The organism is Micromonospora sp. NBRC 101691 (genome assembly GCF_030269285.1).
Taxonomy (GTDB): Bacteria; Actinomycetota; Actinomycetes; order Mycobacteriales; family Micromonosporaceae; genus Micromonospora; species Micromonospora echinospora.
Map to the genome: position 1 here is coordinate 175724 of NZ_BSTB01000004.1, position 24397 is coordinate 200120.

General features: G+C 73.0%; 22 protein-coding genes. 11 read left to right on the forward strand and 11 right to left on the reverse strand.

Annotation, left to right across the window (positions count from 1 at the left end; translation table 11 throughout):
- Positions 1–4 precede the first annotated feature (4 nt).
- The 6 genes from QSK20_RS09595 to QSK20_RS09620 form a co-directional block, all read right to left on the reverse strand.
- Positions 5–1516, reverse strand: a complete 1512-nt coding sequence (locus QSK20_RS09595; RefSeq protein ID WP_285788228.1) for an ABC transporter substrate-binding protein — start codon at positions 1514–1516, stop codon at positions 5–7.
- A gap of 28 nt (positions 1517–1544) precedes the next feature.
- On the reverse strand, positions 1545–2477 hold the full coding sequence (locus tag QSK20_RS09600) for an ABC transporter permease (RefSeq protein ID WP_285788229.1): 933 nt from the start codon (positions 2475–2477) through the stop codon (positions 1545–1547).
- A gap of 13 nt (positions 2478–2490) precedes the next feature.
- The gene (locus tag QSK20_RS09605; protein WP_088984259.1) at positions 2491–3414 is read right to left on the reverse strand and encodes an ABC transporter permease; all 924 of its coding nucleotides are present in this window, start codon (positions 3412–3414) and stop codon (positions 2491–2493) included.
- Positions 3415–3423: 9 nt separating this feature from the next.
- Positions 3424–4419, reverse strand: coding sequence for a Gfo/Idh/MocA family protein (locus tag QSK20_RS09610; RefSeq protein WP_285788230.1), 996 nt, complete (start codon positions 4417–4419; stop codon positions 3424–3426).
- Between the two features lie 430 nt (positions 4420–4849).
- Complete coding sequence (locus QSK20_RS09615) at positions 4850–5410, reverse strand: dienelactone hydrolase family protein (protein ID WP_285788231.1); 561 nt, start codon at positions 5408–5410, stop codon at positions 4850–4852.
- A 68-nt stretch (positions 5411–5478) separates the two neighbouring features.
- A complete protein-coding gene (locus tag QSK20_RS09620; protein WP_285788232.1) occupies positions 5479–6444 on the reverse strand; it encodes a zinc-binding dehydrogenase in 966 nt (321 codons plus the stop codon).
- 191 nt (positions 6445–6635) lie between these two features.
- Between QSK20_RS09620 and QSK20_RS09625 the strand changes: the two genes are divergently transcribed.
- Together QSK20_RS09625 and crcB are read left to right on the forward strand one after the other, a co-directional pair.
- A complete protein-coding gene (locus tag QSK20_RS09625; protein ID WP_285788233.1) occupies positions 6636–7106 on the forward strand; it encodes a fluoride efflux transporter FluC in 471 nt (156 codons plus the stop codon).
- Positions 7103–7465 carry a fluoride efflux transporter CrcB gene (crcB, locus tag QSK20_RS09630; RefSeq protein WP_285788234.1) on the forward strand — a complete coding sequence of 121 codons (363 nt, stop codon included), beginning with the start codon at positions 7103–7105 and terminating at the stop codon, positions 7463–7465. Before QSK20_RS09625 ends, crcB begins: the two co-directional genes overlap by 4 nt.
- An 81-nt stretch (positions 7466–7546) precedes the next feature.
- On the opposite strand, the gene QSK20_RS09635 is transcribed toward crcB, so the two are convergent.
- The gene (locus QSK20_RS09635; RefSeq protein WP_285788235.1) at positions 7547–8116 is read right to left on the reverse strand and encodes an RBBP9/YdeN family alpha/beta hydrolase; all 570 of its coding nucleotides are present in this window, start codon (positions 8114–8116) and stop codon (positions 7547–7549) included.
- Between the two features lie 157 nt (positions 8117–8273).
- Between QSK20_RS09635 and QSK20_RS09640 the strand changes: the two genes are divergently transcribed.
- Positions 8274–8942 carry a hypothetical protein gene (locus QSK20_RS09640; protein ID WP_285788236.1) on the forward strand — a complete coding sequence of 223 codons (669 nt, stop codon included), beginning with the start codon at positions 8274–8276 and terminating at the stop codon, positions 8940–8942.
- Between the two features lie 36 nt (positions 8943–8978).
- Here QSK20_RS09640 and QSK20_RS09645 read toward each other — a convergent pair whose 3' ends face one another.
- From QSK20_RS09645 to QSK20_RS09660, 4 genes are read right to left on the reverse strand one after another with little or no spacing between them, the layout of a single operon-like run.
- On the reverse strand, positions 8979–9827 hold the full coding sequence (locus QSK20_RS09645; RefSeq protein WP_285788237.1) for an SDR family NAD(P)-dependent oxidoreductase: 849 nt from the start codon (positions 9825–9827) through the stop codon (positions 8979–8981).
- Positions 9824–10654, reverse strand: a complete 831-nt coding sequence (locus tag QSK20_RS09650; protein ID WP_285788238.1) for an amidohydrolase family protein — start codon at positions 10652–10654, stop codon at positions 9824–9826. The genes QSK20_RS09645 and QSK20_RS09650 overlap by 4 nt, the downstream gene beginning before the upstream one ends.
- Positions 10651–11838, reverse strand: coding sequence for a mandelate racemase/muconate lactonizing enzyme family protein (locus QSK20_RS09655; RefSeq protein WP_285788239.1), 1188 nt, complete (start codon positions 11836–11838; stop codon positions 10651–10653). The genes QSK20_RS09650 and QSK20_RS09655 overlap by 4 nt, the downstream gene beginning before the upstream one ends.
- Positions 11838–13247: an aspartate aminotransferase family protein gene (locus tag QSK20_RS09660; protein WP_285788240.1), complete on the reverse strand. Its 1410-nt coding sequence runs from the start codon at positions 13245–13247 to the stop codon at positions 11838–11840. Before QSK20_RS09660 ends, QSK20_RS09655 begins: the two co-directional genes overlap by 1 nt.
- Positions 13248–13391: 144 nt before the next feature.
- On the opposite strand from QSK20_RS09660, the gene QSK20_RS09665 reads away from it, so the two are divergent.
- The 8 genes from QSK20_RS09665 (at position 13392) to QSK20_RS09700 (ending at position 24397) form a co-directional block, all read left to right on the forward strand.
- Positions 13392–14324, forward strand: a complete 933-nt coding sequence (locus QSK20_RS09665; RefSeq protein ID WP_285788241.1) for an IclR family transcriptional regulator — start codon at positions 13392–13394, stop codon at positions 14322–14324.
- Positions 14325–14608: 284 nt separating this feature from the next.
- Positions 14609–16696 carry a putative phage tail protein gene (locus QSK20_RS09670; RefSeq protein WP_285788242.1) on the forward strand — a complete coding sequence of 696 codons (2088 nt, stop codon included), beginning with the start codon at positions 14609–14611 and terminating at the stop codon, positions 16694–16696.
- Between the two features lie 38 nt (positions 16697–16734).
- Positions 16735–18918 (forward strand): putative phage tail protein, encoded by a 2184-nt coding sequence (locus tag QSK20_RS09675; RefSeq protein ID WP_285788243.1) that lies wholly within the window; start codon positions 16735–16737, stop codon positions 18916–18918.
- 29 nt (positions 18919–18947) lie between these two features.
- Positions 18948–20210 carry a Gfo/Idh/MocA family protein gene (locus QSK20_RS09680; protein ID WP_285788244.1) on the forward strand — a complete coding sequence of 421 codons (1263 nt, stop codon included), beginning with the start codon at positions 18948–18950 and terminating at the stop codon, positions 20208–20210.
- Between the two features lie 24 nt (positions 20211–20234).
- A complete protein-coding gene (locus QSK20_RS09685) occupies positions 20235–21473 on the forward strand; it encodes an ABC transporter substrate-binding protein (RefSeq protein ID WP_285788245.1) in 1239 nt (412 codons plus the stop codon).
- A gap of 97 nt (positions 21474–21570) precedes the next feature.
- Entirely contained in the window at positions 21571–22473 is a 903-nt protein-coding gene (locus QSK20_RS09690) for a carbohydrate ABC transporter permease (protein WP_285788246.1), read from the forward strand.
- Entirely contained in the window at positions 22470–23369 is a 900-nt protein-coding gene (locus tag QSK20_RS09695; protein WP_285788247.1) for a carbohydrate ABC transporter permease, read from the forward strand. The genes QSK20_RS09690 and QSK20_RS09695 overlap by 4 nt, the downstream gene beginning before the upstream one ends.
- Before the next feature lie 5 nt (positions 23370–23374).
- Entirely contained in the window at positions 23375–24397 is a 1023-nt protein-coding gene (locus tag QSK20_RS09700) for an NAD-dependent epimerase/dehydratase family protein (RefSeq protein ID WP_285788248.1), read from the forward strand.

Consider the following 24397-nt stretch of genomic DNA (forward strand, 5'->3'; position numbering starts at 1 on the left):
CGGGTCAGCCGAGCGAGACGCCGGCGAAGTCGGGCAGGTCGTTGGGGGTCGGGGTGAAGCCCTGCACGCCCTTGCGCAGCACGACGTTGCCGCTGAGGTCGAGCGGGAAGATGCCCACCGCGTCGTCCCAGACGATCTTTCCGGCCTGGGCGTACAGCTCGGCGCGCCGGTTCTGGTCGATCTCGCCGCGGGCCTGGAGCAGGATCCTGTCCAGCTCCGGGTTGGCGTAGCCGTTGCGCTTGGCGGTGGAGAGGTAGAGCCGCGCCAGGGTGAAGTCGGCGTCCCCGGTGATCGTGCTGCCGGTGGTCATCGTGCTGTCCCAGTCGAGCTTGAGCAGCCGGTCGAGCCAGGTGGCCCGCTCCAGTTCCTGGGGCTTGACCACGATGCCGACCTTGGCCCAGTCGCTGATCATCGCGTCGGCGAAGGAGTTGCCGTTGGTGCAGCAGCCGGTGCTCCACATCATGGTGGTGGTGAAGCCGTTCGGGAAGCCGGCCTCGGTGAGCAGCTGCTTCGCCCGGGCCGGGTCGTAACCGTACGGGTTCTGCTTCGCCGCGCCGAACACGGCCTCGGGCAGCGGCCCGGCGGCGGGGGTGCCGGCCTGGTCGAAGAGGGACTTCGTGATGGTGTCCAGGTTCAGGGCGTGCCACATGGCCTGCCGGACCCGGGGGTCGGTGAACGGCTTCCGGGAGCTGTTGAACCAGATGTAGTAGTTGGCGTACGTGGGGAACGAGGTGACGGTGAGCCGGTCGTCGTCACGCAGCCCGGTGAGCTGGTCCGGCGGCAGCCCCCAGGTGACGTCGATCTCGTCGTTCTCCAGGGCGGTGACCCGCCCGGAGATCTCCGGGATGTACCGGTAGGAGATCTTCTCCAGCTTCGGACGCTCACCCCGGTACGCGTCGTTGCGCACCAGCTCGACGCTCTGCCCGGCGGTGAACGAGGCGACCTTGAACGGGCCGGTGCCGTACGGGGCGGTGAAGAAGCTCTGGTCGCCGAGCTTGGCCGCCGGGGCGATCCAGACCAGCGTGAGGTTGCTCAGCACGGTGCCGAGCGCCTCGCTGGTGCGGATGGTCAGGGTGCGCTCGTCCGGGGTCTCGATCGCGGCGACGGCGGCCCAGAGTCCGGCCAGCGGTCCCTTGCCGTCGATCAGGGCCTGCACGGACGCCTTGGCGTCGGCGCTGGTCAGCGGGGTGCCGTCGGCGAAGGTGACGCCGCTGCGCAGGGTGAACTGCCAGGTCAGCGGGTCGGGGTTGGTCCACTTCTCGGCGAGGTTCGGCACGATCTCACCGTCCCGCCGGGACACCAGGGTCTCGAAGACCTCCTGCACGACGGTGAGGGTGGGCTGGTCGGCGGAGTTCGCGGCGTACGGGTTGAGCGAGACCACCGGGGTGGGGTTGGCCACCCGCAGGGTGGTCCGGCCGGCGGTGTCGCCGCCGGTGTCGCTGTCGAAGGAGCAGGCGGTGAGGGCGAGGACGGCGGCCATGGCCAGCGCGCCGAGGCGGGCCTTCGGGTTTCTCATGTGTCATCCGTTCCGCTGGCGGGGGAAGTTACCGGGTGGAGAGGTTCGGGTCGGAGCGGTCCCGCAGTTCGTCGCCGAGCACGCCCGCGCAGACCACGAACAGCGCGAGGACCAGCCCGGGCAGGGTGGCGATCCACCAGGCGCTGGCCAGGTGGTCGCGGCCGTTGGCGATGGTGGTGCCCCAGCTCGGGGTGCCGGGCGGGATGCCGAGCGACAGGAAGCTCAGCGACGCCTCGGCGACGATGACGAAGCCCAGTTGGACGGTGGCCACGACGAGCACCGGGCTGAGCACCGCCGGCAGCACGCAGTGCCGCACGACGTGCCACGGCCCGGCGCCGAGGGTGCGGGCGGCGTTGGCGAAGTCCCGGGACCGGGTGGCGAGGGTCTGCGCCCGGGCGACCCGGGCGAAGACCGGCCAGGTGGTGATGGAGAGGGTGAGCACCACGTTGGTGACGCTGGAGCCGAGCACGCCGGCGACGAAGACGGCCAGCAGGATGGAGGGGAAGGCGAGCTGGATGTCGGCCAGCCGCATCACCACCGCGTCGACCAGGCCGCCCAGGTAGCCGCAGAGCACGCCGAGGGCGGAGCCGATGGTGCCGGCGAGCAGCAGGGTGGCCGCGCCGACCAGCATGGACACCCGGGCGCCCTGCATGATCTGGGCGAGCAGGTCCCGGCCGACCTGGTCGGTGCCGAGCAGGGCCAGGCTGCCGTCGGCGAGCCGGCTGCCCGGCGGGAGCAGCCGGTCGGTGACCGAGGTGGCGATCGGGTCGTACCGCGCGACCATCGGCCCGAACACCCCGGCGACGAGGTACGCCGCGATGATCCCCAGGGGGATCCAGAGCCGCAGCCGGCGACGACGGCGACGGGCGGGGGTGCCGGTCGGGGACGGCGGGCCGGTCGGGGCCTCCGCCGGTGCGGGCGTCACGTCGGTCAGCGGGGTGCCGGGAACGGCGCCGGTCATGTCGACCATCTCCTCAGACGCTCTCGCGGACCCGGGGGTCCAGCCGGACGTACAGCAGATCGACCACCAGGTTGATGACGATGAAGATGGCCGCGACCGTGATCACGCAGGCCTGCACGATGGAGTAGTCCCGGGCGGCGATGGCGTCGGTCATCAGCCGGCCCACGCCGGGCCAGGCGAAGACGGTCTCCACGATCACCGCGCCGCCGAGCAGGCTGCCGAACTCCAGGCCGGCGACGGTGACCACCGGCAGCAGCATGGTCCGCATCGCGTGGGAGCCGACGACCCGCCACTCGGAGAGGCCCTTGGCCCGGGCGGTGACCACGTAGTCCTCGTGCAGCACGTCGAGCAGTCCGCTGCGGACCAGCCGCAGCACCACGCTGAGCAGGGGCAGGGCCAGGGTGACGGCGGGCATCACCATGGCGGCCGGTGAGGACGCCCCGGAACTGGGCAGCAGGTGCAGGAACCGGGAGAAGACCAGGATCAGCATGATGCCGACCCAGAACGACGGCAGCGACTGGGTGAGCATGGACAGCACGGAGACCGTCCGGTCGACGAGCCCGCCGGGGCGGGTCGCGGCGAGCACCCCGAGGGCGAAGCCGACCACCAGGGCGATGGCGAAGGCGGTGAGCGACAGCGCGGCCGTGGCGCTCAGGTGGCTGAGCACCAGGTCCACCGCGCTGCCGCCGAGCCGGAACGACTCGCCGAAGTCGAACGCGGCGGCCCGCTGGAGGAACCGGACGTACTGCACGGGTAGCGCGGCGTCCAGGCCGTACTCCCGGCGCAGCGCGTCGACGGCCGCCGGGTCGGCGTCGGGGCCGAGCACGGCGGTGGCCGGGTCCCCGTCGACCGCCCGCATGGCGAAGAACACCACGGTCGCGGCGCCGAAGAGGACCAGCACCGAGATGGCGAGCCGGCGGATGGCGTAGCGCAGCATGTCCGGACCTCAGTCGGCGGTTGGTGGTGTCGACGCCGGGTCGGCGGCCAGGGCCGCCTCGATGTCCTCGACGATCGCGACGGCGGCCCGGCCCTCCTCGCCGCTGACCGGGGTGGGCCCGCCGGTCAGCGCGGCGTCCGCGAACGCCTCCAGCTGGGTACGCAGGTTGTACGCGCCGCCGGGGCCACGGCTGGGCCAGAAGTACGTGTCCAGGTAGCTGGCCGTGCCCTGACGCTGGGCGTAGAGCAGGTCGTTGTGGGAGAGGTCCATCTCCAGCAGGCCGTGCTCGCCGACGATCCGCAGCCCCGCGTCGGCCCGGGAGGGGCGGGAGTGCGGCAGCGTCCAGGTGTTCTCCATGGTGCCGATCGCGCCGTCGTCGAAGCGGACGGTGGCGTGCACGACGTCGTGGCTGGGCGAGAGGACCTTGCGGCCGACCGCGCCGGTGACCTCGACCTCGCGTCCGGTGACGAACCGCAGCAGGTCGGCGTCGTGGATGCCGAGGAACCAGGCCACCGAGGTGCGGTCCCAGATGCCCGCGCCGACCGCCTGGGAGGTGCAGCGCCAGACCTTGACGTGCCAGATCTCGCCGAGTTCGCCGGAGCGCACGATCTCGCGCAGCCGGATCACGCGGGGGTCGAAGCGCAGGATGTGGCCGATCGTCAGGGCGTCGGGGTCGGGCCGGCCGGCGAGGATCCGGTCGCAGCTGGCGGTGGAGAGGGCCATCGGCTTCTCCAGCAGCACCCGCCGGCCGGCGGCGAGCGCGGCGAGCGTCGCGTCCTCGTGCAGGTGGTCGGGGGTGCAGATGCTCACCGCGTCGACCTCGTCGAGCAGGTCCGTGAGGTCCGGGACGGCCCGGACCCCGAGGGTGTCCACTGCCCAGTCGCGGTTGCGGGGTGCCGGATCGGCGACGGCGACCAACTCGACCTGCCGCATCTCGCGCAGCGCGCGGGCGTGCAGCTGGCCCTGGACACCGATTCCGACCACACCGATCCTGAGGCGGTCCACGCCAGGCCTCCCATAGTTGCGTACCAATGTGAAGCTAGGTGTGTACCTAGCTCGCATAGTTGTACACCTGATCACCGCACCTGGCAAGACCCGAGATTCGCCTGCTCACGGGCTATCCCGGGGGCGCCGGCACCGCCGTTCGACGACGTCCGGGGCAGGCCATCGACGGCGGCAGAAGGCGCGAGGTGACCACCGCTCACGCAGAGTGCCTGGCGCGGACAGGGGTGCAGAGCAAAGGGCGCGGAGAGGGACCTACCGCCTCGTCACGCACCCTTGGACGGGTGACCCGGGCGGCGGATCCTGAAGGTGGTCGCGAACCCGGATTTCGGGTGGCCGATCGCCCCTGCCGCAGTCCGAGGGATTCGTGGCTGCCCGAGGTGCGACCCGCTCGGCGTGTCGTGAATCTGAGCTGCCACAACTGGCTGAGGCACTAGTCCAGGAAGGCGTGCACCCGGTCCCAGAGCCGCTCGGCGTCGACCGGCGAGTACCCGGGCAGGCCGGGGTCGGTGAAGAAGTGGTCGGCGCCCGGGTAGCGGTACACCTCGACCCCGGCGCCGGCCCCGTCCATCGCCCGCCGCCAGGCGTCCACCTCGGCGGGCGGGTCGTACGCGTCGGGGTCGGCGATGTGCAGGTGCACGGGCAGGCCGGCACGGACCGCCTCGGGCGCGCCGCCGGTGCCGTGCAGGAGCAGCAGGCCGGCACTGGCGGGCCGGTCGGCCAGCAGGGCGCCCGCCACCCCGGCGCCCATGGAGAGCCCGGCCAGCACCGTGTCGGCCGGCAGGTCTGCCACGGCGGCCCGGGCCCGCGCCAGGACGGTCTCGGTGCCGATCCGGCCGAACAGCGCGAAACCCTCCTCGATGGTCGCCACGGCGGGCCCCCCGTACAGGTCGGGGGTGACGACCCGGTGCCCGGCGGCGCGGAGCCGGTCGGCGGCGGCCAGGACCGCCGGGCGGAGGCCGTACACCGAGTGGAAGAGCACGATGTGCCGCATCGGTCCATCGTGCCCCGTGGTCCGGCGGTCACCCCGACGGCCGGGCGCGACGCGCCGACCGGGACGGCTCAGATCGTCAGCAGCGTCTTGCCGGTCGTGGTCCGTGCCTCGATCGCCCGGTGCGCGTCGGCGGCACGCGCCAGCGGGAAGGTCTGCCCGACCAGCGGCGTGAGCCGCCCGGCGGCGGCCGCGTCGAGGGCCCGCACCAGGTGCCCCCGGGCCACCTCCGGCGGGAAGCGGATGTCGTCGATGCCGATCACCGTGACGTCCCGGGCCGCCGCCCGCTGCGGGTCGGGCACCGCGAACTCCCCGGCGGGGGTGCCGTGGGCGGAGTAGCGACCACCCGGTTCCAGCAGGTCGAAGGCGGCCCGGCCGTACGCGCCGCCGGCTCCGTCGAACACCACGTCGAGACCGCCGGTGACCGCCCGTACCCGGTCGGCCCAGTCCGGCGCGGAGTAGTCGACGACGTGGTCGGCGCCGAGCCGCCGGAGCCGGTCGAGCTTCGCCGCACCCCGGGCGGCGGCGACCACCCGCGCCCCGGCGGCGTGGGCGCACTGCACGAGCAGCGCGCCGAGGCCGCCACCGGCGGCGGTGACGAGCACCCGGTCGCCGGGGCGGGGCGGGATCAGGTCCAGCACCCCGAACGCGGTGGTGCCGTCGTGCAGCAGCGCCGCCGCGTCCCACAGGCCGACCGGGTCCGGCACCGGGACGAGCCCGTCGGCCGGGACCGCGACGCGTTCGGCGTACCCGCCGCGTTCGCCGGTGCGGGCGGCCACCCGCCGGCCGGCCCAGGCGGGGTCGACGCCCGGCCCGACCGCCGCCACGGTGCCCGCCACCCCGGGGCCCGGCCGGTACGGCGGCCGGACGGGAAAGTAGCGACCGCCGTGACCGCTGCGGATCATCGTCTCCACCCAGAGCACGTCCGCCACGACCACGTCCACCACGACCTCACCCGGTCCGGGCACCGGGTCGGGCACCTCGATCAGGGTGAGCACCTCCGGCCCACCGAACCTGGACACCTCGACCACCCGCATGTCGCCCTCCCCGTTCCGTCGTCGACGCCGACCAGCCTCGGACGTGAAGCCGGCTTGAGGTCAAGGGCCCTCCGGGTCGAGGCCGCGCTCCCGCAGCAGCGCGCCGCGTCCCGCTAGGCTGGCGTCCGGCGTCGCCGGCTCGGCCCGACGTGCCGACGCGGCGCCCCGATCGACGTACCGGTGGAGGAGCGGTGTCCGACAGTCCCCGGCCCGGACCCGACGGCGACGCAGGCGTCCCCGTCGCCCGGCCGGTACCGCTGGCGACGATGCTCGCGGTGGTCGCCGCGGGGGGTGTGGTCGGCGCGCTGGCCCGGGCCGGGGCGCTCGCCGCGTTCCCCTACCGGCCCACCGCGTTCCCCTGGTCGACGTTCGCCGTGAATGTGGTCGGCTGCCTGCTGATCGGCGTGCTGATGGTGCTGCTCACCCGGGTGTGGACGGACCGCCCGCTGCTGCGCCCGTTCCTCGGCGTCGGGGTGCTGGGCGGGTTCACCACCTTCTCCACGTACGTGCTCGACGTGCAGCAGGCCGTCCGGGCCGGCGCGCCGGGGACCGCGCTCGCCTATCTCGGTGCGACGGTGCTCGCCGCGCTCGGCGCGGTCTGGCTCGGCGACGTGGCCACCGGCTGGCTGCTGGACCGGACGCGGGGCAGGTCGGCCCGGTGACCGTGCTGCTGATCGCGCTCGGCGCGGCCGTCGGCGCTCCGCTGCGCTACCTGACCGACTGGGCGCTGCGGGCCCGGTCCGGGTCGACGCTGCCGTGGGGGACGCTCGCGGTGAACGTGGCCGGTTCGCTGCTGCTCGGCGTGGTGCTCGCGACGCCGGTCGACCCGGCGGTGACCGCCGGGCTCGGCACCGGCTTCTGCGGCGCGCTGACCACCTGGTCGACCCTCTCGTACGAGACGCTGCGCCTGGGTCGCGACCGCCGACGCGGCGCCGCGCTGGTCACCGTGCTGCTCAACGTGACCGCCGGGCTCGGCGCGGCCTGGGCCGGGCTGCTCCTCGCCCGACTGGTCGTCGGTTGACGCCACGGACGCGCCCCGCACCCGGCGGACCGCCGGTCGGCGGCCTCCGGGTGGCGGCACCCGGTCACGGATGACGGACGGTCACGCCGGGTCGGCCGGGCTGCCGTGGCCGGACCCGGCCTCCGGTGCGGCGAGCCGGGCGACCAGGCGTTCGCCCTCGGGCCAGGGGCCGTAGCCACTGCGCGTGTCCACGTGCCCGGCGTCGCCCACGTCGACCAGCTCCGCGCCCCACCGTTCGGCGTACCGGCGGGACTGGTCCCACGTCGCATGGGGATCGGTGCGGCTGGCCACCAGCACCGACCGGAACGGCAGCCGTCGTCCCAGCGCCGCCGCGGCGGTGGCGTCCGTCTCGGACATCCAGTCCGGACCGACGTACGGCGGGGCGACCAGCAGCGCCGCCCGGACCGGCCCGGCGTGCCGGGCGGCCCACACCACCGTGGTGAGACAGCCGGCGCTGTGCGCGATCAGGACCGCCGGCTCGTCGTCGGCGGTGACCGCCGCGTGCAACCCGGCCACCCGCTCGTCCAACAGGTACGGCGGCCCGGACGGTGGGGACGCCCACCGGTGGTCGGGGCGCGTGTCGGCCCACCGGCGCTGCCAGTGCCCCGGGCGCGGCACGCCCCGCCCCGGCACGAGGAGGAAGCGGGTCACCGGTCGACCCTAGCCCCACCCGGCGGCCGACGTCCGCCCCGATCGCGCCCGGGCGTCGGCCCCGACGACCCGGACCGACCGGCGGTCCCCGCCGGGAAATCCCTTGCGGGTCGTGCCGGCGTGCCGGAGATTGCCGGGGACGACGGGAGGTGCCCGGGTGACGTACGCCGAGGCGGTCACCGCGGCGCGGAACAACGCGGCCTGGTGCGACGCGGTCTGCCGTGCCCACGGCACGACCGGGACCCGGGACGCCGACGCCTGGTCGGTGCCGCGCCGGTCCCCGCCGTGGTACCCGGACGCGGTGACCCTCCGGCCCGAGGCGCCGGCCGACGCGCTGCTCGACCGGATCGACGCCGGTCCGGAGGCGTCGGTCAAGGACAGCTTCGCCGCTCTCGACCTGGCGCCGTACGGGTTCCGGGTGCTCGTCGAGGGGCAGTGGATCCACCGGCCGGCCGGTGGTGTGCCGGCCGGCCCTCCGCTGACTCCGGTGACCACCGCGCGGGCCCTGGCGGCCTGGGCCGAGGCACACGGCGGAACCGCGCTGCGCCACCCGGCGTTGCTGGCCGACCCGGCCGTGACGGTGCTGGCCGCGTACGGCCCGGCGGGCACGGTGGCCGGCGGCGCGGTGGTCAGCGCGGGCGGCGGGGCGGTCGGCGTGTCGAACGTGTTCGGCAGCGACCCGGCGGCGGTGTGGCGCGGGGTGTGCGCCCGGTTCGGCGCCGGTCCGCTGGTCGGCTGGGAGCCCGACGACGATCTCCGGCCCGCCCGCGACGTCGGGTTCCGCCCGGTCGGGCCGTTACGGGTGTGGCTGCGCCCGCAGGCGTGACCCGGCCGCCGGGCCGCCCGCCACGCGTGGTCGCCGTCAGGCCCGGTCGCCGTCCGTCGGGGGCAGCGTGCTGCGGTAGGGCGGCATGAAGCGCAGCCGGGGCATCTGGTCGGCCAGCACTCCGCCGTCCACCACCAGGTGGGTGCCGGTGACGTACCGGCCGGCGTCCGAGGCGAGCAGGAGCAGCGCACCCACACAGTCGGCGGGGGTCCCGTACCCGCCGCGCAGCGGGATGCGCTGCTCCCAGGCCGCCTCGAACGCGGCCCGGTCGAACGGGAACTCCCCGTCGATCGGCGTGGCGATCATGCCAGGGGCGATGGTGTTCGCGGTGATCCCGTACCGGCCCAGTTCGGCGGCGAGCGACCGGGTGAGCAGTTCCACCGCGCCCTTGGAGGCGTTGTAGTGCGCCAGCCCGGCCTCGGCGACCAGCCCGTTCTTCGAGGAGATGTTGACGATCCGGCCGGAGACACCGTCGGCGATCATGTGCTCGGCGACCCGTTGGGCACAGAAGAAGACAGCGTCCACGTTGACCCGCATCAGCTCCCGCCAACCGGCCACGGTGATCTCGTTGAAGTGCTCCAGCCGGGCCACCCCGGCGTTGTTGACCAGGATGTGCAGCGGACCGTGGGCGGCGCGCAGGTCGTCCACCCAGCCGCCGATGGCCTCGGTGTCGGCCAGGTCGAACGGGTGCCGGTGGGCGGCCCGGCCGAAGCCGGCGACCTGCTCGGCGACCGGCCCGAGGTCCACTCCGGGCCGGTCGACCAGGACCAGGTCGGCGCCGGCGGCGGCCAGACCGGTGGCGAACGCGGCCCCGAGCCCCCGGGCCGCCCCGGTGACGACGGCGAGGCGGCCGGTGAGGTCGAACGAGGGCGGTACGGCGGTCATGCGAGCCCCAGCAGGTCGAGCGACGGACGGTGGATGAGCTGCTCGATCTGGTCGACGTCGAGCGGGTCCAGCCCCGGGATGCCGGGCACCCGCCCCACCCGGCGCAGTCCGTCGACCGAGGCGTCCACCGTGGTGAACGGGTAGTCGCTGCCGAACAGCAGCTTGGACCAGACCCCGTAGTCCTGCACCAGACGGAGGCTGTGCCAGAGCTGGAACGGCCGGTAGTGCAGGGCGGAGACGTCGGCGTAGACGTGCCGGTGCTTGCGGATCACCGCGATGCACTCCCCCTCGTACGGATGGCCGAGGTGGGCCAGGACCATCCGCAGCTCGGGGTGGCGGATGGCCACCTCGTCCAGGTGCACCGGCAGCGCGTAGCGCAGGGGCGCGGCGGAGACGAAGGTGGTGCCGGTGTGCACCAGCAGGGGCAGGCCGTGCCGTTCGGCGTAGGCGTACAGGTCGTCGTAGGCCGGGTCGGCGGGATCGAAGCCGGCGTACATCGGCATCAGCTTGATGCCGCGCAGGCCGAGGTCCCGGTGCCCGTGTTCCAGCTCGTCGCGCCAGCCGGGCTGGGTGGGATCCAGGGCGAGGTAGCCGATCAGGCGGTCCGGCCGGGCGGCCACGGCGGCGTCGTCGACCCAGAGGCCGGACCGGCGGGCCTTGCCGCCGACCACGACGGTACGGGTGTCGGCGGGTGCGGTGGCCGCGTACTCCGACCACCGCACCGTCAGGTCGACCTCGCCGCCGTGTGCCCGGGACGCCTCGGCGGCGAACGGGTCGCCGACGTGCTCCGGGCAGTCGAACAGGTGCGAGTGCACGTCGACGATCATCGCCGGTCCCGTTTCTCCCAGCCTTCGGCGAACATGTTCCAGAAGCCGTGGCTCGGCGGGTGCTCGGCGAAGACCTCGTCGACGAGTTCGATGCCGAGGCCGGGGGCGGCAGGCAGGTCGACGTGCCCGTCCACCACCGGCAGGGCGCCCCGGACGGCCTCGAAGACGTAGTCCTCCAGCAGCCCGTCGAAGGTCTCCAGGATCATGAAGTTGGGCATGCCGAGCACGGCGTGCACCGACGCGGTGGTGCACAGCGGCGAGTTGGAGTTGTGCGGGGCCACCAGCATGGCGTGCTGGTCGGCGATGGCGGCGAGCTTGCGGACCTCGGTGAACCCGCCCGCCATCGACAGGTCCGGCTGGATGATGTCGACCGCATTCGTGGCGAACAGCCGGGCGTACTCGTAACGGTTGTGGAAGTGCTCGCCGCCGGAGATCGGCATGGTGGCGCGGGCGCGCAGCTCGGCGTAGCGCTCGATGTGCGTCCAGGGCAGCGGCTCCTCGAACCACCCGAGGTCGAACGGGGCCAGCTCGCGCACCAGTCGGGCGGCGGTGGGCATGGCGAACCGGGCGTGTCCCTCGACGAAGAGGTCCACGTCGGGGCCGACCGCCTCCCGGACGGCGGCCACGATGTCGATCGACCGGCGCAGCTCGGCGCGGGACAGTTCGCCCAGCCCGGCCCCGAACGGGTCGAACTTGAGCGCGGTGTACCCCCTGGCGACGGTGGCGACGGCCCGTTCGGCGAACACCGCCGGTTCCCGGTCGCCGGTGTACCAGCCGTTGGCGTAGACCCGGACCCGGCTGCGGCACGCGCCACCGGTGAGCCGGTACGCCGGCACCCCGAGCGCCTTGCCCATCAGGTCGTACAGGGCCTGGTCGACGCCGGAGACGACGATCCCGCCGACGTCCCCGCCGCGCAGGAAGTCGCCCTGGTACATCCGCAGCCAGATCTCCTCGACGTCGAACGGGTCGGCGCCGATCAGGTGCCGACCGGCCATCGCCTCGGTGAGCTGGCACGTCTCCCGGCCCCGGTACGGGTGGGTGATCTCGCCGACCCCGGTCAGCCCGGCGTCGGTGTGCACCCGCACGTAGGAGAAGTCCCGCCAGGCGGTGCCGAGGGTGAGGGTCTCCACCCGGCTGATCCGCCCGGCCGGACCGACCGGCCGCGTGGTGTCGACGGTGAGCATCAGGACACCCCCCGGGCCGGGACCGCGCCACCCATGGTGGCCGGGCCCGCCGGTGCGCCACCCATGGTGGCCGTGCCCGCCAGTTCGGTCACCCCACCCGCCGCGACCGTGTCGCGGACCGCCGCGCGGGTGGCCTCGACGAGGTGGTCGACGTCGGCGTCGGTGTGGGCGTAGGAGACGTGGTTGCGCTTCAGGTTGAGCGGCAACTCGAAGATGCCGTGCGCGGGCATCCGCCGTCGGTAGCCGATGAACATGCCCGCATCGTTGCGCAGCAGGTCGTCATAGGTACGTGGAACCGGGCCGGGCATGAAGTAGCTGACGAAGACCGAGCCGTGACCGGTGACCACGGCCGGGACGTCGAGGTCGGCGAAGACCTCGGTCAGCCCGGCGCGGATCCGCTCGCCGAGCCGGTAGACGTGCGCGTGGACCGGTTCGGCGCGCAGCTTGTCGAGGGTGGCCAGCGCGGCGGCCACCACGGCGGGGTGCCCGTTGTAGGTGCCGGCGAAGAAGGCGGGGGCGCCGGGGCGGGTGCTGAACAGGTCCATCAGGTCGGCCCGACCGCCGAGCGCGCCGACCGGGTAGCCGTTGGCGATGGCCTTGCCGAGCGTGGTGAGGTCCGGGGTGACGCCGCTGATCTTCTGCCAGCCGCCCAGGTCGTGCCGGAAACCGGTGATCACCTCGTCGAAGACCAGCACGCTGCCGGCGCGGGTGCACTCATCCCGGAGCGCGACGAGGAACTCCTGGTCGGGCAGGAGGCAGCCGACGTTGTGCGGCACCGGTTCGACGATCACGGCGGCGATGTCCGCGCCGTGCGCGGCGAAGGCCGCCCGGACCTCGGCCACGTCGTTGAAGCGCAGCACCAGGGTGGCGTCGAGCACCTCGGGCAGGATGCCGGTGGAGATCGGGTCGGGGCGGCCCACCCGGTCCGGCGCGGAGATGACGTTGAGGCTGACCGAGTCGTGCCAGCCGTGGTAGCAGCCCTGGAACTTGACCACCAGGCGACGGCCGGTGGCGGCCCGGGCGACCCGCAGCGCGTGGAAGGTGGCCTCGCTGCCGGTGCTGGTCAGCAGGACCCGTTCGATGCTGGGGACCAGGTCGGCCAGGGCCTCGGCGAGCCGCACCTCGCCCTCGGTGACGGCCACGCCGCACAGGTCGAGCCGCTGGCCGGCCTCCGCCACCGCAGCGTTGACGTCGGGGTCGTTGTGTCCGAGCAGGGGTGGGCCGAAGGCCGCGTGGTAGTCGGTGTACGCGCGCCCGTCCGCGTCCCAGAAGCGCGCACCGGCGGCCCGGGTGATCACCAGGTCGGTGAGGCCGGGGATGCTGCGCTGGCCGCTGTTGACGCCCCCGGGAATGACCCGGCGGGCCCGCTCGGCGAGCGAGGTACCGGACGGGGCCGATCGTGGATTCACACCTGTCTCCTCATCGGTGCGGTGTCGCGACCCAGCCCGGTCACGACACCGCGGAGTTGTCCGCCGCGAGAGGAACTTTCGATTCTCAGAACACTGTTCGGCATTACCAAACGATGTTCGGCATACTAGGCACGCTGATTCCGCATGGTCAACTGCACCGGACCAGATTCCCGGCACAACTTTGCTACGCTGTTCGGCCTTGACGAACACTGGCTGCCGTACGGGCCGCACACCCCCGATCCGCTGACCGAAGAGAGGACCATGACCGTCACCGAAGAAACGGACGGCTCCCGCTACCTGGTGCGCAGTGTCAGCCGGGCGGCCGAGGTGCTGGAGGCGCTCGCCGCCGCCACACCCGGCCACGGGTTGAGCGTCACCGACGTCGCCCGGGCCTGCGGTCTGTCCAAGAGCGCCGCCTTCGCCACCCTGCACACCCTCTGCCAGCACGGGCTGGCCGCCGACGACGGCGAGGGGATGAACCGGCGCTACCGGCTCGGCATGGCCCTGGCCCGGCTCGGGGTCCGGGCGCAGGAGCAGCTGTCGCTCCGCGACATCGCCCGCCCGGCGCTCGCCGCCCTGACCCGGCAGACCGGGCTCAGCTCCCGGCTGGCCGTCCCCGAGGGGGAACACGCGGTCGTCATCGACCAGGTCAGCAACGGCGAACGCATCCAGATCGAGCTGCGGATGGGCACCCGGGAGCTGCCGCACTGCACCGGGCTCGGCAAGGCGCTGCTGGCCGAGATGTCCGCGCCGCAGGTCCGCGAGCTGATCGACCGGGTCGGCCTGCCCCGGCGGACCGACCACACCATCGTCGACCGGGACTCCCTCCTGGCCCACCTCGACGACGTCCGGCAGGCCGGCTACGCGCTCGACGACGAGGAGGACGCCGAGGGCGTGTTCTGCATCGGCAGCGCGCTGCGCGACCACACCGGGGCCTGCGCCGGGGCGATCAGCGTCACCGGACTCAAGCTCGGTCTGCCCAGCTGGCGTTACCAGGAACTGGGGCGGCAGGTCCGGCAGGCCGCCGAGGAGATCTCCGCCCGCCTGGGCTACGCCGGCCCGCAACTCACCTCTTGACACCTGGTTCACCAGCTGTTTAACGTCACCGCCAACGTCACGACCTGCGGGTCGTGACGGGTCGGGACCCAGGTCACGACCGCTCTCGGGCGAACATGCTGACGCCCGCCGCGCCGCAGCCCCGGCGCCGGGCCGTACGGTCAGCAGCTCCGCCGCCTGCGCGCCTCGCGCGTTTGCCCGACCTTCCCCCTCCGCCCTCCGGCGCTCCCCCGTGCCGGACGGGCGCCCCGCACCGTCGGACGGCGACGCCGCCGTCCGCTGGACCGCGAAGGTTGAGGCTCTCCATGGGTCAACCCGGTTCGTCCGTCCCCGCCCGTCCACCCGTGCTCCAGGTCGACACCGTCGCCGACCTGCGCCGGCTCACCCCCGCCGACCTGACCGCCCGGACCCTGGTCCGGGTCGCCGGCTACCACACCCCCGGCGACGGGGGCGGCACCCTGCTGCGCTGGTCGCCGACCAGCACCGCCGCCGGCAACGGCGGCACCGTGCACGACCCGTACCGTCGGCGCGCCGGCCGCTGGCTGGCCGTCCACGACGGGATCGGCGACTTCCGGATGTTCGGCGTCCTCGGGCCGGACACGCCCGCCGACGCCGCGCTGGACGCGATGGTCGCCGACCCGGCGATCCACCGCGTCGAGGCCCACACCGACCTGCGCCTGGTCAAGCGGCACACCTTCGACCGCAGCGACATCGAGCTCGACTTCGGCGGGCACACCGTGCACACCGACGGCATCGAGCGCAACACCCGCAACAATCCGTTCGGCGCGGTGCTCTACTTCCGGGGCCGGGTCACCGACACGGTCGTCACCCACACCCTCACCGAGACGGTGCCGGAACTCTCCGACGTGTTCGAGGTGCCGGACTCCGGACGGTTCGCCGTCGGGCAGTGGTGGACCGTCACCAGCAACGCGCTCACCGGCGCCGACGAGCGCGAACTCCAGAAGATGGTGCAGGTCACCCAGGTCGTCGACGGCCGGCACGTCCGGGTGAACTACCTCAACGGCTGGGAGCTGGCCCCGGGGCGGACGATCACCTGGCGACGGGTCGAGCCGGTGCGGCGCGCGCACGTCCGCAACATGGTCTTCCTCGGTCACGTCGCGTTCACCGGCGAGTACCCCGGCTCCGGACCGGACGACCGGGAGTACAGCGGCTCCCACCCGGTCGCCTACGAGTACGCGGTGCGCTGCGACGTCTCCGGCATCGACGCCACCGGCACCTGGTGGCCGGTGATCATGCGGCGCTGGTGCACCCACTTCACCACCGCGAACTGCACCCTGAAGAACCCCCCGACCGTCATGTACGGCGGCGCGGGCTACCTCACCCAGCAGATCTACTGCCTGTACGGACACGTCGTGGACTGCCGCAGCTCCAACGCCCGGCACCTCAACGACTGGACCGCCTCGGCGTACTGCCTGGTGGAGAACTGCCACGGCGACGGCGACGACGCCGGCGGCAACCCCTTCACCACCCACGGCCAGTACGAGCACGACCTCGTCTTCACCGGCTGCTCCGGACTGATGGACATCGCCAACAGCGGTGGGCAGTGGGGCATCAGCGCCAAGCGGATCACCGTCCGCCGGCACGTCTGCTCCTGGTTCGTCGCCGGTACGAAGATCACCGACCTGACCCTGGAGGACGTCCGGGTGATCGCCCGGTCGACCTTCGATCCGGCCGGCACCCTCCAGGTCAACGCCGACGGCGTCCAGATGCGTGGCTGCTCGGCGCGGACCCTGAGCATCGCCCAACGGTCGACCCGCTCCCGCCGACCCAACATCATCGCCGACTGTGACTTCGACCAGCCCGCCGGCACGGTGGTCGTGCAGACCCCGGTGAGCAGTCCGGTGCACTTCGTCCGGACCACCTTCCGGGGACTCGACGGCGCGATCCTGCGCGGCTCCGGGCCGGTTCACCTCACCGACTGCACGCTGACCGGCAGCCCGACCGCCGCCCCGCTGAGCGTCGGCGCGGCCGAGGTGGTGGTGACCGGCGGCACGCTGACCGACACCGGCATCGAACTCACCGCCCTCCGCGACCAGCGCCTGGTGCTCGACGGCGGCGTCGTGGTCACCGGCACGAACTCCCGGGGCGCGCTGCTCGGCCGGGCCGCCGGCCCCGGGCAGGTCCGCGTCGAACTGGGCGACTACCACAGCACCGCGGCGGACGCGCGGACCGCGCACGTCCGTCTCGACACCGGCGTCAACCGGTACCGGGCGGTCGGCTCCCGGTTCACCGGTGGACGCCTGGTCCTCACCCCGGCGGGCTTCGGCGCGCCGTCGACGCTGCTGCACACGAGGTGCGTCGAGGAGGGGGTCGACCGGGAGTCGCCCGCCGACTCCGCCCGTGTCGCGACCGTCGACAACCTCGTCCGCTGACCGCCCCGGCTCCCCCGCCCGTAGGAGAAGACACCCCCATGGAACGCTCCGAACCGACCACCCGCCGGACCCTGCTGCGCGCCTCCGGCCTCGGCGGTCTCGCCCTCGCCGGCACCACGCTGGCCCTCTCCCCCGCCCCGGCCAACGCCGCCCCCACCGAGTCGGGTTCCGGGGCCGCCCCGCTGAGCCCGGGCCGGGACGCGGTGTTCCACGTCCCCACCGTCGCCGCCCTGCTCGGCCTGGCCCCGAAGCGGATCGACGACGGCCAGCTGGTCCACGTCGACGGCCACCACGCCGCCGGGGACGGCGGCCACCGGCTGGTCCGTTGGTCCGCCAGCAGCACCACGGCCGGCAACGGCGGCACCGTGCTCAGCCCGTACGGCGACCGGCCCGGCGCCGGCCGGTGGCTCCAGGTGCACGACGGCGTCGTCGAGTTCCGGCACTTCGGGATCTTCGACGCGCGGACCCCGGCCGACGCCGCCCTCGACGCCATGGTGAACGACCCGACCGTGCACCGCGTCGAGGCCCACTCCGACCTGCACTTCGTCAAGCGGCACCGGTTCACCCGCAGCGACCTGGTGCTCGACTTCGGCGGGCACACCATGTCCACCAGGGGCATCGAGAACGCCGGACACGACGACCCGTTCGCCGCCGTGCTCTTCTTCCGGGGCACCGTCACCGACCAGGTGCACACCCACAAGCTGACCGAGGTGGTCCGGGAGGGCTGGGACTCCTTCCAGGTCGGCGACTCGTCGGCCTTCGCGGTCGGGCAGTGGTACGCCGTCGAGGTCAACCAGCTCGCCGGCCGCTGGGAGAAGGAACTCCAGAAACTCGTCCAGGTCACCCAGATCGTCGACGGCACGCACATCCGGATCAACTACAAGAACGGCTGGGAGCTGGCTGCCGGTCGGACCCTGACCTGGACCCGGGTCGAACCGGTCAGCCGGGTGCACGTGCGCAACCTGGTCTTCACCGGCAACGGCGCCGACCAGTACACCGGCTCACACCCGCTGGCCTACGAGTACGCGGTGCACTGCGACGCCACCGACATCGACGCCACCGGCTCCTTCTGGCCGGTGATCATGCGGCGCTGGTCCACCTACTTCCACACCGCCCGGTGCACCCTGACCAACCCCACCTCGGTCACCTGGGGCGGCGCCGGCTACCTCACCCAGCAGATCTACTGCCTCTACGGGCACGTCGAGGACTGCCGCACCTCCAACGCCCGGCACCTCAACGACTGGACCGCCTCGGCATACTGCCTGGTGGAGAACTGTCACGGCGACGGCGACGACCAGGGCCCCTTCGTCACCCACGGCCAGTACGAGCACGACCTGGTCTACACCGGCAACTCCGGGCTGATGACCTTCGCCAACTCCGGCGCGGCCTGGGGCTCGGCGGCCAAGCGGATCACCGTCCGCAAGCACGTCTGCTCCTGGTTCGTGGCCCGGGTGAAGGTCACCGACCTGACCCTGGAGGACGTCCAGGTGATCCGCAAGGACGGGCTGGCCGGCTCGGGAATGATCTGGGTCAACGCCGACGGCATCCAGATGCGGGGCTGCTCCGCCGACGACACGCTGATCGTCTCGCAGGCGTCCAACCGGTCCGGGCGGCCCAACGTCATCGAGGGCTGCGCGTTCCGGCTCGCCGCCCGGGCCACCGCGGTGGTGCAGCCGAACGTCACCGTGCCCGTGCACCTGGTGCGGACCACGATCACCGGGCTGGACGGGCACACCTTCGACGGCACCGGGGCGCTGCACCTGACCGACGTGACCCTGACCGGCGCGGCCGGGGCCGCCCCGATCGTGGTGAAGGCCGCCGAGACGCGGATCTCCGGCGGCACGCTGACCGACACCGGGATCCGGCTGGCCGGCGCCGCCGACCAGCGGCTCACCGTCGGCGGCGGGGCGGTGCTGCGCGGTACCAACGCGGCGAAGGCCCTGCTCAGCCGGGATGCGGCCACCGGTACGGTCCGGTGGGAGCTGGGCGGTTACCTCAGCGTGGCCGCCGACGGCGACACCGCGCACGTGGTGGTCGAGTCCGGCCGGAACCGGTACTCGGCGGTCGGCGCCCAGTTCAGCGGCGGTCGGCTGCGGCTGACCGACGCCGGCTTCGGTGACGGCTCCCACCTGCACCACACCGGCTGCGTCGAGGAGGACGTCGACCGGACGCTGCCCACCGCCGGGCCGCGGATCCGCGACGCCGGCAACCTGACCGTCTGACCAGCCGACCCCGAGCAAGGAGGAGCGACGTGCCGCAGCAGGACCGGCCGGTGACCGTGGCGCTGGTGGGCGCCGGCAACCGGGGCCAGACGTACGCCCGCTGGGTGGCCGCCCACCCGGACCGGGCGCGGCTGGTCGCGGTCGCCGACCCGCGCGCGCACCAGCGGTCCCTGGTCACCGCCGCGCACCCGGACGCCGTCGGCTTCACCGACTGGCGGGACCTGCGGGTGGCCGGGGTGGCCGCCGACGCGGTGATCGTCGCCACCCAGGACCGGATGCACGTGGAGCCGGCGGTCGCGTTCGCCGCCGCCGGCCACCACCTGCTGGTGGAGAAGCCGCTCGCCCCGACCGCCGACGAGTGCCGGCGGATCGTCGACGCGGTCCGCGCCAGCGGGGTGCTCTTCGCGGTCTGCCACGTGCTGCGCTACACCCCCTACACGGACCTGGTGAAACGGGTGGTGGACACCGGGGTGCTCGGCGAGGTCGTCAGCGCGCAGCACCTGGAGCCGGTCGGCTGGTGGCACTTCGCCCACTCGTACGTGCGCGGACCGTGGCGGCGCGAGGACCTGGCCACCCCGATGCTGCTGGCCAAGTCCAGCCACGACCTGGACTGGCTGAGCTACGTCACCGGCCGGCGGATCGAGCGGGTGTCCAGCTTCGGCGGACTGCGGCACTTCCGTCCCGGGCAGCGTCCGGCCGGCGCCACCGACCGCTGCCTGACCTGCCCGGTCGAGCCGACCTGCCCGTACTCGGCGCCGAAGCTCTACCTGCCGACGCTGCGCGAACGCGGACCCGTCTGGCCGGTCAGCGTGGTCACCGACGGCACCGACGAGCCGGCCCTGCTCGACGCGCTGCGCACCGGCCCGTACGGGCGCTGCGTCTACTCCTGCGACAACGACGTCGTGGACCACCAGGTGGTGACGATGGAACTGACCGGCGGGCTGACCGTCACCTTCACCGTCACCGCCTTCACCGAACAGACCCACCGGCAGACCCGGCTCTTCGGCACCCACGGCACGCTCACCGGCGACGGCGAGCGGGTCCGGGTGCACGACTTCCGTACCGACCGGATCGAGCAGATCGACGCCGGCACGGTCGGCGGCGCCACCGCCGCCGACGACCACGGCGGTGGCGACAGCGGCGTGATGGACGCCTTCGTCCGTGCCGTGGCCACCGGCGACAGCCACCACATCCGGTCCGGACTCGACGAGTCGCTCGCCAGTCACCTCGCGGTCTTCGCCGCCGAGACGGCCCGGCACACCGGCACGGTCGTGACCGTGCCCGCGCACTGAACCACCGGAGAGAGGACGAGACAGATGCGAGTACGCAGGTTCGCGCCGGTCGCGGTCGCCGCGCTGCTGACCGGGCTGGTCGCCGCGTGCGGCGGCGGGGACGGCGCCGGAGGCGACGAGAAGCAGTCCGTCACCATGTGGATCTACCCGGTGATCCCCGACGAGGCCACCCACCGGGGCTTCTGGGACCAGCAGGTCACCGCGTTCAAGGCCGACCACCCGAACATCGACGTCAAGGTGGAGATCTTCCCCTGGGCCAAGCGGGAGGAGTCGCTGACCACGGCGATCGCCGGCGGCAAGGGGCCGGACGTGGTGTACCTGATCCCGGACCAGCTCGGCAAGTTCCACAACGTCATCGAGCCGGTCGACGAGTACCTGCCCGACGACGCGAAGACCGACTACCTGGACAACGTCCGCGCCGCCGTCACCCTCGACGGCAGGATGCTCGGCGCGCCGATCCTGACCAGCAGCAACCCGCTGATGTGCAACGCGAAGGTGTTCACCGCGGCCGGGGTCACCACGTACCCGAAGACCTGGGCCGACCTGCTCGCCCTCGCCCCCACCCTCAAGGCCAAGGGCTTCGACGTCACCAACTACTACGCCGACCCGAGCGCCACCCTGAACCAGTCGTTCTACCCGCTGCTCTGGCAGGCCGGCGGGGACGTGTTCAGCGCCGACGGGAAGTCGGTGGCCTTCGACGGCCCGGAGGGCGTCAAGGCGCTGACCTTCCTCAAGCAGCTCGTCGACGGTGGGTACGTGCAGAAGGACCTGATCACCAGCATCCCGGCCTTCGAGCAGACCAACGTCGCCAAGAACAAGGTCGCCTGCACCTGGCAGCACGTCCCGGCCGACGTCGAGCAGTTCTGGGGCAGGGAGAACATCAAGATCTTCCCGTCGCTGAGCGAGACGAAGAGCGTCGGGTACGGCACCGTCGGCAGCCTGTCGATCCTCAAGGCCAGCAAGGCCAAGAAGGCAGCCGGCGAGTGGGTCGAGTTCGTCACCGGTCCCTCGGTGGCCACCGCGTACGACAAGCAGGGCAACTACTTCTCGGCGAAGAAGTCGGCCGGCCCGCTCTACGCCGACGACCCGGTGCGCAGCGCGATGGAGCAGACCCTGACCAGCACCACCGTCGGCACGCTGCACGAGAAGAGCCGCGAGGTGATGGGCGTGCTGGCTCCGGAGATCCAGGCCGCGCTGATCGGTAAGAAGACCCCCGAGCAGGCGCTCGCCGACGCGGCCAAGGCCGCCGACGCGCTGCTCTGACCCCGTCGACCACGGCCCGTCGCCGGGAGGCACCGGCGGCGGGCCCCACGACACCGGCCCGGACGGTCGGTGTCGCACCCGAGACAAGGAGGACGAGATGGCCGTACCGGCACAGGTGGTGGCCCGGCGGTCCCGGCGGGTGGTCGCGCGGCGCGAGGCCCGCTGGGGTCTGCTCTTCGTCCTACCCGCGTTCCTGCTCTTCCTGGCCTTCCGCTTCGGCCCGGCCATCGCCGGGCTGGTGCTCGGCTTCATGGAGTACACCATCGGCGGCGAGGCCGAGTGGACCGGGCTGGAGAACGCCCGCCGGCTCGTCGACGACCCGGTGTTCTGGCAGTCGCTGCGGGTCACCGTCGTCTACACCCTGCTCTACGTGCCGCTGACCGTGGTCACCTCGGTCGGGCTCGCGCTGCTGGTCCGCCGGGGCTTCCGGGGGGTGGGGTTCTTCCGGTCGGTGTTCTTCCTGCCGGTGGTGACGAGTCTGGTGCTGGTCGCCACGATCTTCGCCTGGGTGTTCTCCGCCGAGGGACCGTGGTCGCGGATCCTGGGCTGGCTGGGCCTGCCCGACGAGTCGTGGCTGGCCTCCAGCACGCTGGTGCTGCCGGCGCTGGCGCTGGTGGGGGTCTGGTCGCACTTCGGCTACGGCATGCTGATCGTGCTGGCCCGCCTCCAGGACCTGCCGCGCGAGCAGGAGGAGGCGGCGCTGACCGACGGCGCCGGTCCGTGGCAGCGGTTCCGCTGGATCGTGCTGCCCCAGCTCAAGCCGGTGCTGTTCTTCCTGCTGGTGATCGAGACCACCGCCTCGTTCCAGGTCTTCGACCTGGTCTACGCGATGACCGGCGGCGGCCCGGCCCGGGGCAGCTACACCCTCGTCATGGCCCTGTACGACCAGGGCTTCAAGTACTTCGACCTCGGCTACGCCAGTGCGATCGGGGTGGCCCTGTTCGTGATGACCCTGGTCGTCGCGCTGATCCAACGGCTCGCCCTCGGGAGGGACAAGTGACCGCCACGACCACCACCCCCGCGCCGACCACCCCGACGCCCACCCCGCCCGGCCGGCGACGGCGTGCCTACCGGGCGTTGGAGCCGGGTCCCGCCGGCCGGGTGGCGCGGTACGCGTTGCTCGCCGTGGCCAGCGTGGTCACCCTCTTCCCGTTCTACGCGATGGTGGTGCTGAGCCTGAAGCCGGCCGCCGCGATCGAGTTCCCGGCCAGCCTGCTGCCCTGGCCGGTCGACGTCGGCGCGTACCAGGAGGTGCTGGCCTCGCGGAGCATCCTGCGCTGGCTGCTGAACACCACCATCTACTCGGTGGTCAGCGTGGTCGCGGTGCTGCTGCTCGCCGCCATGGCCGGGTACGCCTTCGCCAAGAAGCGCTTCCCCGGCCGGGAGACCATGTTCTGGTCGTTCCTGGCCATGGTGATGGTGCCCTACCACGTCACGCTGATCCCCACGTTCATCCTCATCGCGAAGGCCGGCGGGGTGGACACCTACTGGGGGCTGATCCTGCCCACCCTGGCCAACGCGCAGGCGGTGTTCCTGATGCGGCAGTTCATCCAGGGACTGCCGGACGAACTGTTCGAGGCCGCGAAGATCGACGGCGCCTCGGAGTGGCGGACCTTCGTCCGGATCGTGCTGCCGCTGTGCAAGCCGATCCTGGCCACCCTCGGCGTGTTCGTCTTCCTGTGGCACTGGAACGACCTGCTCTGGCCGCTGATCATCGGGCAGAGCGGGGACATGCGCACGCTCACCGTCGGCATCGCCTCCCTCCAGCAGGAACAGGTGCCGCTCAACGTCATGCTGGCCGGCTCGGTGGTCGCCTTCGTGCCCATCTTCGCCGCGTACCTGGTCGGCCAGCGCTACTTCACCGAGGGCGTCACGATGTCCGGAATCAAGGGTTGAGACGAGTGTTCACGAACGAGAGCGAGTTGGAGCAGCGGCTGGCCCGCCCGTCGGCGGCGCTGGTCGCCGACCTGGCCGACGGCCGCGGTGACCTGGTGGTGCTCGGCGCCGGGGGCAAGATGGGGCCGTCGCTGTGCCGGCTGGCGCGCCGGGGGCTGGACGCCGCCGGCCGCACCGGCGACCGGGTGTACGCGGTGTCCCGGTGGACGGACCGGGCCGCCGCCGGGGCGCTGGCCGCCGACCGCGTCGAGCCGGTGCCGTTCGACCTGCTCGGCGACGCCGACCTGGGCGGGCTGCCGGACGCCACCGACGTGGTCTTCATGGTCGGCGCGAAGTTCGGCACCTCGACCGCGCCGTACCTGGCCTGGGTGGTCAACGCGGTGCTGCCGGCCGCCGTGGCCCGCCGCTACCCGGACTCCCGGATCGCCGCCTTCTCCACCGGCAACGTGTACCCCATGGTGCCGGTCGGCTCCGGCGGCTGCGTGGAGACCGACCCGCCCGGCCCGGTCGGCGACTACGCGATGAGCTGCCTCGGCCGGGAGCAGGTCTTCGCACACGCTGCCGCCACCCGGGGCACCCCGGTCGCGGTGCTGCGGCTCAACTACGCCGTCGACCTGCGCTACGGGGTGCTCGCCGACATCGGGCACGCGGTGCGGGCCGGCGAGCCGGTCGACGTGACCACCGGGCACGTCAACGTGGTCTGGCAGGGCTACGCCAACGAGGTGGCGCTGCGGTCGCTGCGGCACGCCACGCCGGAGGTGTTCACCCTCAACCTGACCGGACCGGAGACCGCGCCGGTCCGGCGGATCGCCGCCCGGATGGGCGAACGGCTGGGCCGACCGGTCACGCTCACCGGCACCGAGGCGCCCACCGCGCTGCTCAACGACGCGACCCGCTGCCACGCGCTGTTCGGCTACCCGGACGTGCCGCTGGGCACCCTGGTCGACTGGCAGGCCGACTGGCTGGCCGCCGGACTGCCCACCTCCGGCAAACCGACGAAGTTCACCGTCCGCGACGGGAGGTTCTGA